We start from the raw sequence: 12,981 nt of genomic DNA, 5'->3' as shown, positions 1-12,981 counted from the left end.
TAGCAAAAAGGAGTTCTTATGCACGAAAAAAAGCCAAAATTAGACAGAAGGGATTTTGTAAAAAAAACAACAACTCTTCTAGGGGCCGCCGCGTTAGTTGCGCCTCAAGCTAACGCTTTTAGCCTCACTAACCCTGGTCGCGAAACAAATGATACTCGCTATATAGGGCAAGAAGGTAAACGCTTTGGTATGGTAATTGACCTACGCAAATGCGTTGGTTGCCAAGCCTGTACCAGTGCGTGTAAAAGCGAAAACAAAGTACCTAAAGAGAAATTTAGAACCTATGTACCCGAGTATGAATTAGGTTCTTACCCCACTGTACGCAAAGCATTTTTACCGCAATTGTGTAATCACTGCGCCGAACCATCGTGTGTCAGTGTTTGCCCTACGGGAGCAACTTTTGCTCGAAAAGACGGTATCGTCGTTGTTGATAGTGAAATCTGCTGGGGATGTGGGTACTGCATTAATGCGTGTCCGTACGATAAACGTTACTTCAATCCCATCACCAATGTTGCTGACAAATGTACATTATGCGCTCATCGTGTTGATCATGGATTACTTCCCGCTTGTGTTGAAAGTTGCGTAGGAGGTGCACGTGTTTTTGGTGACTTAAATGATCCGCACTCTCATGTTTCAAAACTCATTGCAACGTTTCCAACAACCGTACTTAAACCTTCTAGCGGTACAAAACCACGTATTTTTTATATCGCACTCAGTGGAGAAATCCAATCGTTGCCGTATTCAAACGGTATTTTAGATGATTTAGCACGTAAAATTGATGGCTTGCCTGCTAAAGAATGGTCAAGCAAAGGAGTATAAGATGGATTTTGGATCATTATTACATACAATCAATTCGATCACGCCCGATAGACCTTGGGGAATTGATATACCGAACTATTTTTGGTTCACGGGAAGTTCAGCCGCAGCATTTATTATTTCAAGTTTTGCGCACGTTTTTGGGATGAAAGAGTATAAACCAATTGCAGGTTTTTCATTACTATTGGCATTTGTTTTACTCGTTGCGGCACCGATGAATCTCATTGATGATTTACGCCAACCGGGACGAATTATAAACTTCTTCTTCTATGGATGGGAAAACTTTCCAACATCGCCTATGAAATGGGGTGTGTTGCTTTTGATTGCTTATCCACTGCTTATTTTAGCAGAAGCTATTGTGTTGTATCGTCCTTATTTTAGTGCCTCAAAAAATGTGGTGAGAACTAAAGAGCAAGAAGAAAAAGACCATCAGTTAGGTGCAACATTAGGGGCGATTGGTATTCCTTTGGCGTTAAGCGTTCACGGATACACAGGCTATATTTTAGGAGCTGTGCATGCTATTCCTCTGTTTCATACACCGCTCATGCCTATTTTATTTTTAGCTTCTGCGATGGTTTCGGGTACTGGATTATTGATTATTTTATTGCCTATTTTTCAAAAGTTTTTTACAGATTTTAAACGTATTGATTATGGCATGATGCAACGCTTAGCAAGGCTTTTATCTTGGTTTATCGTGATAGACCTTGTGATTCGCTTTTTTTGGCTGACCTTTGCTATTACGTTTAACGGTGAAGAAAAATACGCACTCAAACTCTTCTTTGGAGAAAACTTTTGGGAAGTGTTGATTATAGATTATGTGATTTGTCTTTTCATTCCGATGGCAATAGGCTTTACAAACTATTTTGCACGCTCTTTTAAATGGGTTTTATTTGCCGGTGTCCTTTCGGCAGTTGGTGTTTGGATTTTTAGATGGAATACCGTTCTTGGCGGACAAAGCATTGGAAAAACAACACCTTTTTTCTTGGAGTACCATCCTCATATCACAGGTCCTGATAGCATCTTTTCCGTCGTCTCTAACTGGAGCCTCTTAATTGCGTTAATTGCGTTAGTGATGGTTGTTTTCCCTTGGGATAAAGAGATGGCAAATTATTATGTAACAAAAGAGGAGTGTTAATTATGGAACAATCTCGCAGAAAATTTCTTATAGGAACCAGTATTGTAGCCAGTGGCGCTGCGATAGTCGGGTACAATGATACGTTAAAGCATGCTGTTACAATGACACGAAGAGGTGAAAAAGCTGCAGATTCTATTTATGGAAATGCTGCCTCAACTGAAGTAACGCAAAGAGACGGTGCAATAACGCATGAGAGCGGTTTTATAGTACAACCAAGTGTTTGTAATGGATGTACAACCCACTGTTCTGTTCGTGTTAAGATTGATACGAAAAGCGGTGATGTTGTACGTGTTTTCGGAAACCCATACAGTCTTCTCTCCAGTGACCCTTGGCTTCCTTATAAAACGCCTTTGCAAGAAAGCTTTAAATTGACGTCTGCGTGGAATGAAAATGGACTTGATATGCGCTCTACCGCTTGCTCTCGTGGCAACTTGGTCTATGAAAAGCTCAAAGATCCGTTCCGGGTGACATCACCGCTAAAACGTGCAGGAAAACGGGGTGAAGATAAATGGGTCAGTATTTCCGTTGAACAGCTCATTAAAGAAGTGGTTGAAGGAGGGGATTTGTTTGGTGAAGGGCATGTGGATGGACTCAAAACGTATGCCGATACCAAAACGTTGATTGATGAACAAAATCCAGATTATGGCCCTTTGGCAAATAAATTGTGTGTTATCGGTACGGCAGATGAAGGACGACAGAACTACATGGTACATCGTTTTGTTCAAAGCTTTGGTACGGTGAATTTTATGGGACACACATCTATTTGTGGTCTTTCTATGCGAGCAGGTGAAGCAGCGTATTTGGATGATTTTGTAGCATACCCGCATATGAAACCTGACTTTGAACATTGTGAGTTTTTACTCAGTATTGCAACCGCTCCAGCACAAGCAGGCAATCCATTTAAACGTCAAGCAAAGCTCTTGGCAAAAGGACGTAGTGAACAAGCTTTACGTTATGTGGTGGTCACGCCTATTCTTACAAACAGTGATTCTATCGCAACGGCTGATCGTTCACGTTGGTTACCAATTAAACCATCGGGAGATTTAGCACTTGTCATGGGAATGATGCGTGTGATTATCGAAGAAGAACGCTATTTAAAACAGTATCTCTCTATACCAAGCGAAGCATCTCAAAAAGTATTGAATGATTATAGTTTTACCAATGCATCGCATCTTGTCATTCAAAACGGTGATAAAAAGGGCGAAATACTTCTGGATCAAAATAAAACTCCATTCGTTATTGATAAAACCGATGGATTGCTAAAAAATGCTAATACCGTTCTTGAAGCAGATATTTTATTTGAAGGCGATGTGCTTTTAGAAGGCACATCCTACACCGTTAAAAGTGCGTTTCTTCTTTTAAAAGAGGCCGTGTTTGAGCACTCTTTGGATTTTTATGCTCAACAAAGCGGTGTCGATGCCAAAACGATTACTGAATTAGCCCGCGAATTTACGTCCTATGGAAGAAGCGTCGGCGTGGATTGTCATGGTGGTACAATGCATTCTACGGGCTTTTACACCACGTATGCCATCATGATGCTAGGAGCACTCGTAGGAAATCTAAACTATAAAGGTGGCATGAGTACGGGAGGGGGTAAATTTAAAGATTTTAACGGTTCATGTTACAATCTTTTAGCCTATGCTGGAAAACAAAAACCTTTTGGCACACGTATTGATAGAGCGCGAAAAGCGTATGAGAAGAGCAGTGAATTTAAACGAAAAATTGCACAAGGCGAAAATCCATACCCTGCAAAAGATGCATGGTTTCCTTTTACCAATGCTTTAGAATCTGAAATCATCACAAGCAGTGCGAATGCTTATCCTTATAAGTTAGGAGCTCTTATTAGTTGGTCTTCTAATTTTATCTATGGACAAAGTGGTAGTGAGCATTTAATACCTTTACTCAAAGACCCAAAAGCAGCGATTCCTCTTTTTGTCGCCATTGATCCATTTATCAATGAAACAAGTCGTTATGCAGATTATATTGTGCCAGACTCTGTCCTCTATGAGACATGGGGTGTGCTTGCTCCGTGGGCTGGACATCTTACAAAAACGACGCATGTACGATATCCTATCTTAAAATCACCGAATGCCTCTTTTAAAAACGGTGAACCTATCTCTATGGATAGTTTTATGATTGAACTTGGAAAAGCTTTGGGGTTGGGTGGTTTTGGTAAAAATGCCATTAATGGAACAACTGCAAAATTTGATTTTGATAAACCTGAAGACTTCTACCTAAGAGCATTTGAAAACGTAGCAATGGATGGGCAAAATCCTGTACCAGAAGCCAGCGATGAAGAAATTGCGATTGCTGGACTAAGTGAGTACATCCCGACACTTCAGCGTATTTGCAAAGAAAACTGGAAAAGAGTCGCTTATGTGATGTGTCGAGGTGGACGATTTGCCAATAAATCCAGTGCGTATGATGGCAATAAAATGAGTAAATCTTATACCAAAGCAATTGCGGTTTATAACCAAACCGTTGCTCTAACGCACAACGCTTTAACGGGCGAGCAATACAGTGGTGTTCCTCGATATTATGCACCTCGTCTTTATGCGGGCAAACCTATCGATATGGCATCTAAAGAGTTTGATTTGTTGGCATTTAGTTATAAATCCAATGTCCTCTCAGCGGCAAGTGCATCGGTTGAAATTCTGCGCGATACACGCTATACAACTTATGTCGATATCAATGCGATCACAGCAAAACGTTATGGTATAAGCCATGGAGACGCGGTGCGTGTTCGTTCACTTGATGGAACGATTGAAGGATTGTGTCGTGTCAAAGAAGGCATTCATCCTCTCTCTTTGGGTATCGAACACGGTGGTGGAAGAGAAGGTGAGGGTGCATTGAGTGTTACAATCAATAATGAACGCAAAGAAGGGCGTATTGCAAGACGCAGTGGTGTGAATATCAATAAATTAGGTCTTAGAGATATCAGCAGACTTAATGCTCCAACACTGAGTGATTTTGTCATCGGTTCTAACGCACGCCAAGCGATTCCTGTACATATTGAAAAAATCTAATTTTTCAAGTAAAGAGACCACAGTATGTGGTCTCCTATTTTTTTAATTTCTTTTCCAGATGACTTACGACTTCATGCATTTTATATAAAGAATCTGGATTCAGGGAAATTGAGTGAATGCCATTTGTCACTAAAAACTCTGTGATTTCAGGATAATCAGAAGGTGCTTGCCCGCAGATACCAATGTATTTTTTCCGCTCATTGCATGCTTTAATGGCCATAGCAAGCATCCGGGTAACGGCTAAATTCCGCTCATCAAAGATATGCGCTATTTGACCGCTTTCTCTATCCACACCCAAAGTTAATTGTGTCAAATCGTTCGAGCCTATGGAATAACCATCAAAAATCTCAAGAAATTCATCGGCTAAAATAACATTCGCCGGTATTTCACACATTGCGTAAATTTCAAGTCCATTTTGACCTTGAATCAATCCTTGTTCATTCATAATTGCAATGACTTTTTTGCCTTCTTCTGGTGTTCTGACAAAGGGAATCATAATTTTGACATTGGTAAGTCCCATATCGTCTCGCACCCGCTTTAGCGCTTCACATTCCCAGGCATACGCCTCTTTGTAGCTATCATCATAATAACGACTGGCGCCACGAAAACCTATCATTGGGTTTTCTTCAAGTGCTTCATACGCAAGCCCTCCTGGCATATTACGGTACTCGTTGCTTTTAAAATCACTGGTACGAATCACAACGGGCTTAGGATAAAATGCCGCGGCTATCATTCCGACACCTTCGCTAATTTTTTGAACAAAAAACTCTTTTGGGTCACTGTAAGGACGCATAAAAGAGCGAATAGCTCTTTCATCATCCACATGCTTGCGCTTGTGCATATTGACAAGTGCCATTGGATGTGCATTGATAGAGTGCGTCATAATGAACTCCATGCGAGCCAGTCCCACACCATCATTAGGCATTTGCGCAAAGTGCAGTGCTTCATTTGGATTGCCAACATTCATCATCAATTTTGTCTTGGTTTCCTTTAACGTGCTAAAGTCCAATGTTTTACATGTAAAAGCAAGCTCGCCTTCGTACACGTAGCCTTCATCGCCTTGTGCACAGCAGACGGTTACCTTTTGCTCGTTTCGCAAAACATCGGTGGCATTGGCACATCCTACCACAGCAGGAACACCAATTTCACGAGCGACAATGGCGGCATGACAGGTTCTACTACCACGATTGGTAATGACAGCAGAAGCCTTTTTCATAATAGGTTCCCAATCGGGAGTTGTAGTATCTGCGACTAAAATATCGCCGGCTCTAAAGAACCTAAATTCTGATGTGTTATGAATGACTTTAACCGTACCGCTGCCTATCTTATCGCCCACAGCGCGACCTGTGGTTAATACATGTAAATTTTTTGTTTCATCTAACGAATACTTTTCAATCCTGATACTGTTGTCTTGTTTACTTTGAACCGTCTCTGGTCGTGCTTGTACGATGTAAAGTTTGCCATCGAGTCCATCTTTCGCCCATTCAATATCCATAGGACAGCCATAATGCTCTTCAATAATCATCGCTTGCTTTGCAAGAGAAATCACTTCATCATCGGTAATGGAAAAAGAGGTTTGCTCATCTTCGCTTGTCGCAACGTTGTGGGTATGGTTAGATGCATCATAAAGCATCTTCTCTTTTTTGCTCCCCAAACTACGTTTAATAATCGTTTGATACCCGTCTTTGAGTGTCGGCTTAAAGACAAAAAATTCATCGGCATTGACTTTACCGCTGACAACATTTTCACCCAAGCCAAAAATAGAATTAATCAATATCAGGTTTTCAGAACCACTTTCGGTATCGATGGTAAACATAACACCGCTACTAGCAAGGTCACTTCGTGCCATCTTTTGGACACCAATAGAAAGAGCGACTTTTAAATGGTCAAACCCTCTACTATCACGATAACTAATCGCACGATCTGTAAACAATGAAACATAACATTCTTGAATGCATTTGAGGAGCTGTTCTGCATTATGAATGTTTAAAAACGTCTCTTGCTGTCCTGCGAAGCTTGCATCGGGCAAATCTTCTGCCGTTCCTGAAGAGCGCACGGCAACATCGATATTAGTCGCACTATACAACGAAGAGAGTTGGGCATAGGCGACCAATATTTCATCGACCAATACTTTAGGCAGAGTCGCTTGTTGAAAAAGGGTACGTATAGCAAGCCCTTTTTCTTGCAAACATTGTGTATCGGTACAATCAAAATCATTGAGTATGTTTTTGATTTTTTCTCCGAGACCATTTTCATTTAGTAACAAATAATAGGCATCACTGGTCGTCGCAAATCCATAAGGAACTAAGATACCTTTTGTGGATAATTTTTGGTACATCTCACCAAGACTCGCATTTTTGCCACCAACTAGGGGAATATCACCAATTTGAAGTTCGTTAAAAAAACGAATATAACGCATCATAACCTCCCATAAGAAAAGTTATACCAATGGTAGCACAAAATAGAATCAAGGTTGCTGTAAAATATTACATGTAATTCATTCGAGTGTTCTTTTGCACCTTCATAAAAAACGATACAAGAGAGATAAATACCCTGCAAGTTGATAATGCTCATTCACAATAGGACTTTTGTAAATCGTATTATCAAACCGAGTATATTCCACATTTGCAATTATGGACCAGGTTTGGCTAAAAGCAAAGATTTGTGTTAAACCAATGTAGGTGTTCAGTGCACCATCAGCATGATAATAAGGGCGTGCCAAAGTCGCTTCTGAAGCTTTAACGCCATAATAATAGTTGCTTTTCTTATCGCTTAAGTACTCAAAACCTGCATAAACAGACAATCCAGCATTTTCCGTCTCAAACAGCGTGTAATTATAAGCTGTATTAAAACTATATCCGTCTGTGGTGTCGCTGATGTCCCTTGAAATCGTACTGGTGATATAGCTATTCTCAAAATTATATTTTAATCTCAGACCGCCTTCTAATGACATATTGCGATTTTTCATTCCTTTTAAAGAGTCACTGTCATTACTTTTATATCCTAAAAGTGATGGAAGTAATACCGCTCCTATTTGCAATTTTTTTGTATCGTAAACGTTATAGCCCACAGTGATGCCCTCAATAAAAAGGCTCTCATACGTCAGCTCAATATCAGGCAAAGGAATCGTAACGTTTGAAATACCTTTGTACGGACTGGTGCTTGTAGCGACACCTAGACCGATTTGAAAGGAAGGCTCATCAGCCGCACAAAGGTTTGTCAGCACAATACAAGACACGAGTATCAATTTTTTGTTCATCTCTTTCATCTCCGTAGTAATTTAACGCGACTATTTTATAGAAGAGTGTTGCCTCTTTTATAGTAAAAAAACGAACTTTCTCTCGCTGGATTTAGTATATAATAAGCGCGTTATTTCTTGCTTTTAAGGAAAAAAATGTTTGAAGATACGGGAATGCCGCCTTATGGCGATTATGCAAAAGCATTTCCACAAAACCCATCCCTTTGTGCTTATATTCATTCATACGTTTATATCATCAGTGAAGTAGACGATATGCAAGAACAGTATATCACGCGCTTTTTCCCCTCCTTTATGACGCAATTTGTCTTTGATTTTTATGGCAGCTTGAGTGAAGTGATTGAGGAGGGCAATACGCCGCTTGATATTGATAAAGGAACGTATGTTAAAAGTGGCATTGGGACATGGATGGACTTTTTTCAAAAAAAGAGTGTGTCCTCCAAAAGGCTCGTTAAAAGTTTTAAAGTAACACTTCATCCTCATGTTTTGTATGAAGTATTTGGCATTTCGCCTTTTGATATTAAAAATGAAGATTTAAGTATCAACGATATTTGGGGAGAATACGAAGGACAGCTCCTATTTGAAGAGTTGGAGTCTAGGCAAACAGGAGAAGAGATGATTGATGTTTTTGAGCGCTACTTCATGAAACGACTCTCCCAGAAACACTTTGCAAAAAAAGATATCTCAACGTATCTCATGCATGGACACGATTATTCATCTCTAAAGCTACTGTCGCAAGAGTGTGGTTTTAGCGAGCGGTGGATTCAAAAGCAGTATCTTGAGGTCTTTGGTGAATCATTTAAACATATTCATAACAATAGGCGTTTTATTAAAGCGTTAAGGCAGATAAACAAGACGGTACTCAAAGGCGAAACCGATCTCAAATTTGTTTCCATCGCTTACCAGTGTGATTATTTTGATCAGACCCATTTTATTAAAGAGTTTAAAAAATTTACGGGGCTCACGCCTTCTTATTATTTTCATACGTTTAGGGAAAAAATACCGCTTTCTTGGCTTTGGTGAACACAAATAGTGAAGATACAATGAAGGAAAATAGAGAAAAGTACTCTTACTAAAAATGGTCGGAGCGACGTGATTCGAACACGCGACCTCTACCACCCCAAGGTAGCGCGCTAGCCAGGCTGCGCTACGCCCCGACACATTTAAAGAATGAGGATTTTAACAAAGCTAACCCAAAAGTTTTATTAGTAAAATGGTTTTTTATCCAATATTTTTGCGCGATATCTCTTTTCATCATTGCTTTTTACCCCACACTCATTTAACCCAGTTCACTAAAAAAATTCACTATAATAAAAATAAAACAAAATGGTTTTTAATGAAAGATATTATTCTCACAACCTTTAATGCACGTTACACGCATACCTCTATTGCGCTACGTTATCTCTTTGCCAACCTTGAAGAGTTGCAAGAAAAAGCGCATATCCTTGAATTTGTCATTAACGCTTCTGTCGCCGATTCGGTTGAACAAATTTTAAAATATTCCCCTAAAATTGTAGGCATTGGCGCTTATATTTGGAATGCACTGGATGTCTCTGAACTGATTGCGATTTTAAAAAAAGTTTCTCCTCAAACACTGATTATTTTAGGAGGACCTGAAGCGAGCCATTTTCCTCACCGTGTTGATTTTAGCGGAGCAGACTTTATCATTCAAGGTGAAGGCGATGTTGCTTTTTATGAGCTTTGCAAGCAATTACTTGCCAATGAAAAACCTGAAAAAAGAGTTATTAAAGCGCCGATGGTCAATTTTAATGCCATTAAATTGCCGTATGCGTATTACAGCGACCATGACATTAAGCATCGTTACTGCTATGTGGAAGCAAGCCGTGGATGTCCTTTTACCTGTGAATTCTGTCTCTCTTCGATTGATAAAAAAGTGCGCGATTTGGAGATTGAACGCTTTTTAACAGAGCTAGAAACACTCTGGCAACGAGGAGTCCGAAATTTTAAATTTATTGATAGAACGTTTAATCTTAGTATTGAAAATGCCACGAAACTGTTGGATTATTTTTTAGCCAAAAAAGAAGAGTATTTTGTCCATTTTGAAGTGATTCCCGACCATTTTCCAACAGTGCTTCGTGAAAAAATAGCACAGTTCCCGCCCGCGGCATTGCAACTTGAAGTCGGTATTCAAACATTAGACCCTGAAATTTCAAAAAACATCCATAGACGACTCAATATTGCCAAGATTGAAGACAATCTTGCTTTTTTACAAAATGAGACACATGCACACTTACATGTCGATTTGATTGTCGGCCTTCCAGGAGAAAGCGTGGACGGATTCGGGCGCAATTTAGATAAACTGTATAGCCTCACCAAATGCGAAATTCAAATCGGTATCTTAAAAAAACTCTCTGGTACGACTTTGTCTCGCCATGATGAAATCTACGGCATGAAATATTGCGACAAACCACCTTATGATATTTTGCAAAATGACCTGATTTCTTTTGCGCAGATGCAAAAGATGAAACGTTTTGCACGTTTTTGGGATATGGTCTATAACAGTGGCAATTTTAAGCATATCGCGACACTGCTTTGGAAAGAGGGCAAAGTGTACGATGGCTTTTCAGCGTTTAGCGAGTGGTTATATGGTGAAACGGAATCAACATGGCAGATTGCATTAGACCGATTGGCAGAACTTATTTTTCGCTATCTTACACAGCAAATGCATTACGCAGAAGAGGAGATAAAACAGATGATGATTGAAGATATTATGACGTGTCGTGGGCGTAAACTTCCCTCATTTTTGCGTGATAATTATGTACCAAGAGAAGCCCAAAAAGAGACAACCATTAAAGCAAATAAACGCCAGTTAAAACATTCTTCATTATAATGGCGATTTTTTTAGGAGAACACATGCACATTACAAAAAGTTTCATGACGGACATTCTAAGCGTTGCCCTTGTTGGCATTGCCTATTTTATTCCAGAGCCTTATGCCCATTGGGCACTTTTAGCAGGTTTGTTTGCGCTCTCAGGCGCTATCACCAATCAGATTGCAATCCATATGCTCTTTGAAAAAGTTCCTCTTTTTTATGGCAGTGGTGTCATCGAATTGCAATTTGAAGCGTTTAAGACCTCTATAAAAAACTTGATGATGGAACAGTTTTTTACCAAAACACAACTGGATGCTTTTTTCGCACAAGAAGAACAAAAGCTCGATTTAACGCCGATTATTGCTGAAGTCGATTTCTCGCCTGCCTTTGATGCCCTTACTAAAACGGTAATGGAGTCTTCTTTTGGAGGTATGCTCGGTATGTTCGGCGGTGCAAGCGCATTAGAGGGCCTTCGTACACCTTTTAGTGAAAAACTGAAACATTCTATCACTGAAATCACACAAAGTGATGTATTTCAACAAAAAATTGCTAGTAATATACAAAAATCATCACTTAGTGGAGATATGCTTGGGAGTATTGAAACGATGATTGATGCAAGGCTCGATGAGCTGACACCTAAAATGGTCAAAGAGATTGTTCAGAATTTTATTCAAGAACATCTTGGTTGGCTTGTCGTTTGGGGTGGTGTGTTTGGTGGTATCATAGGGCTTCTTTCAAGCGTTGTTTTATAAATACAAATAATTTTACATATAATTTTACAGAAAAAGGGATGCAATGGAGTGTGGTTATTTTGGAAAATGTGGCAGTTGTTCGCTTTATCATTTAAATTATGAAGAGCAAATTACATACAAAAAAGCTGAAATAGCGGCACTTTATGAACCTTTACATGTAAAAGAGTTTGAGTTCTTCACCTCCAATGAATCGCATTACAGGTCACGCGCTGAATTTCGTATCTGGAAAAATGGCGATACCCTTAGTTATGCAATGGGTGCTATGGATAAGAAAAGTACGATTTGTATTGATACCTGTCCTAAAGTCGAAAAAAGAATTGATGCGCTAATGCCACGCCTGCTTCAGGCACTTGAATCATCTCCTCTCTTAAGAGAGCGTCTTTTTTCCATTGAGTTTTTAACCTCGTCTGAACACCTTTTGGTGACACTCATTTACCATAAGCCATTAGACGAGGCGTGGGATAATGAGGCAAAAGCTTTGGAAAAGCGCTTTGATATTTTTGTGATTGGGCGTAGTAGGGGAGTCAAACGTGTTCTCTCCAACGATTTTGTCGAAGAACGCTTTGAAATCAAAGGAAAGCCCTATTGTTATCACATCATTGAAGGTGGTTTTTCGCAACCCAATCGAGCGATGAATCAAACCATGATTTCATGGGTGCTCAGTCATCTCACCAACTGCGAAGACCTTTTAGAACTCTACTGTGGGTATGGTAATTTTACTATTCCTCTCGCATGCCAATTTCAAAAAGTGCTTGCAACAGAAATCTCTAAAACGTCGATAAAATCAGCATTGCTCAATTGTGAACTCAACAACGTCCATAACATTACATTTTTGCGGATGAGTGCTGAAGAGCTCACTTCTGCCTTAAAAAAAGAACGTGAGTTTAACCGCCTTAAAGAGGTTGATTTAGAAGCGTATCAATTTAGCCATGTGTTTGTTGATCCACCCCGTTCTGGGATGGATGAAGCAAGTCTAGCGTTTATTTCGCAATTTGAAAACATCATTTATATCTCGTGTAATCCCCACACCCTTAAACGTGACCTTGATGTATTAACACGCCATTTTAGCATCGAGCACTTTGCTTTGTTTGACCAGTTTCCTAACACCGAGCACTTAGAATCAGGCGTTATTTTAAAGCGTCTCTAGCCTTTTACATGTAAAG

Annotated in this window: 9 protein-coding genes and 1 tRNA gene; 7 read left to right on the top strand and 3 right to left on the bottom strand. The window is 39.8% G+C overall.

Features of this window, described 5'->3' with window-relative positions; genetic code table 11:
- Window positions 1–18 precede the first annotated feature (18 nt).
- The 3 genes from dsrO to AC5SLP_RS07490 are packed head-to-tail and all read left to right on the top strand — an operon-like array spanning window position 19 to window position 4,977.
- Entirely contained in the window at window positions 19–819 is an 801-nt protein-coding gene (gene dsrO / locus AC5SLP_RS07500) for a sulfate reduction electron transfer complex DsrMKJOP subunit DsrO (RefSeq protein ID WP_495254536.1), read from the top strand.
- A 1-nt stretch (window position 820) separates the two neighbouring features.
- Window positions 821–1,951 (top strand): NrfD/PsrC family molybdoenzyme membrane anchor subunit, encoded by a 1,131-nt coding sequence (gene nrfD / locus AC5SLP_RS07495; protein WP_495254535.1) that lies wholly within the window; start codon window positions 821–823, stop codon window positions 1,949–1,951.
- Window positions 1,952–1,953: 2 nt separating this feature from the next.
- On the top strand, window positions 1,954–4,977 hold the full coding sequence (locus AC5SLP_RS07490; protein WP_495254534.1) for a molybdopterin-dependent oxidoreductase: 3,024 nt from the start codon (window positions 1,954–1,956) through the stop codon (window positions 4,975–4,977).
- A gap of 34 nt (window positions 4,978–5,011) precedes the next feature.
- Here AC5SLP_RS07490 and ppsA read toward each other — a convergent pair whose 3' ends face one another.
- On the bottom strand, window positions 5,012–7,396 hold the full coding sequence (ppsA, locus tag AC5SLP_RS07485; RefSeq protein WP_495254606.1) for a phosphoenolpyruvate synthase: 2,385 nt from the start codon (window positions 7,394–7,396) through the stop codon (window positions 5,012–5,014).
- Between the two features lie 102 nt (window positions 7,397–7,498).
- Window positions 7,499–8,236 (bottom strand): MipA/OmpV family protein, encoded by a 738-nt coding sequence (locus tag AC5SLP_RS07480; RefSeq protein WP_495254533.1) that lies wholly within the window; start codon window positions 8,234–8,236, stop codon window positions 7,499–7,501.
- A 135-nt stretch (window positions 8,237–8,371) separates the two neighbouring features.
- Between AC5SLP_RS07480 and AC5SLP_RS07475 the strand changes: the two genes are divergently transcribed.
- Complete coding sequence (locus AC5SLP_RS07475; RefSeq protein ID WP_495254532.1) at window positions 8,372–9,256, top strand: helix-turn-helix domain-containing protein; 885 nt, start codon at window positions 8,372–8,374, stop codon at window positions 9,254–9,256.
- A 56-nt stretch (window positions 9,257–9,312) separates the two neighbouring features.
- Here AC5SLP_RS07475 and AC5SLP_RS07470 read toward each other — a convergent pair.
- A tRNA-Pro gene (locus AC5SLP_RS07470) sits at window positions 9,313–9,390 on the bottom strand.
- A gap of 179 nt (window positions 9,391–9,569) precedes the next feature.
- On the opposite strand from AC5SLP_RS07470, the gene AC5SLP_RS07465 reads away from it, so the two are divergent.
- The 3 genes from AC5SLP_RS07465 to trmA are packed head-to-tail and all read left to right on the top strand — an operon-like array spanning window position 9,570 to window position 12,965.
- Window positions 9,570–11,084 carry a B12-binding domain-containing radical SAM protein gene (locus tag AC5SLP_RS07465; protein ID WP_495254531.1) on the top strand — a complete coding sequence of 505 codons (1,515 nt, stop codon included), beginning with the start codon at window positions 9,570–9,572 and terminating at the stop codon, window positions 11,082–11,084.
- Between the two features lie 23 nt (window positions 11,085–11,107).
- A complete protein-coding gene (locus tag AC5SLP_RS07460) occupies window positions 11,108–11,818 on the top strand; it encodes a DUF445 domain-containing protein (RefSeq protein ID WP_495254530.1) in 711 nt (236 codons plus the stop codon).
- A gap of 43 nt (window positions 11,819–11,861) precedes the next feature.
- Complete coding sequence (gene trmA / locus AC5SLP_RS07455; protein ID WP_495254529.1) at window positions 11,862–12,965, top strand: tRNA (uridine(54)-C5)-methyltransferase TrmA; 1,104 nt, start codon at window positions 11,862–11,864, stop codon at window positions 12,963–12,965.
- Window positions 12,966–12,981: the final 16 nt, after the last annotated feature.

The organism is Sulfurospirillum sp. E15m (assembly GCF_059415145.1).
Note: the sequence above shows the minus strand (reverse complement) of the source record. Positions and strands in the feature narration are given on the sequence as shown.

What these genes read in the sequence shown, in the direction of transcription:
- AC5SLP_RS07490 (WP_495254534.1), top strand. Translation starts at nt 1,954, where the DNA reads ATGGAACAATCTCGCAGAAAATTTCTTATAGGAACCAGTATTGTAGCC.
- nrfD (WP_495254535.1), top strand. Translation starts at nt 821, where the DNA reads ATGGATTTTGGATCATTATTACATACAATCAATTCGATCACGCCCGAT.
- AC5SLP_RS07475 (WP_495254532.1), top strand. Translation starts at nt 8,372, where the DNA reads ATGTTTGAAGATACGGGAATGCCGCCTTATGGCGATTATGCAAAAGCA.
- trmA (WP_495254529.1), top strand. Translation starts at nt 11,862, where the DNA reads ATGGAGTGTGGTTATTTTGGAAAATGTGGCAGTTGTTCGCTTTATCAT.
- AC5SLP_RS07460 (WP_495254530.1), top strand. Translation starts at nt 11,108, where the DNA reads ATGCACATTACAAAAAGTTTCATGACGGACATTCTAAGCGTTGCCCTT.
- ppsA (WP_495254606.1), bottom strand. Translation starts at nt 7,396, where the DNA reads ATGCGTTATATTCGTTTTTTTAACGAACTTCAAATTGGTGATATTCCC.
- AC5SLP_RS07480 (WP_495254533.1), bottom strand. Translation starts at nt 8,236, where the DNA reads ATGAACAAAAAATTGATACTCGTGTCTTGTATTGTGCTGACAAACCTT.
- AC5SLP_RS07465 (WP_495254531.1), top strand. Translation starts at nt 9,570, where the DNA reads ATGAAAGATATTATTCTCACAACCTTTAATGCACGTTACACGCATACC.
- dsrO (WP_495254536.1), top strand. Translation starts at nt 19, where the DNA reads ATGCACGAAAAAAAGCCAAAATTAGACAGAAGGGATTTTGTAAAAAAA.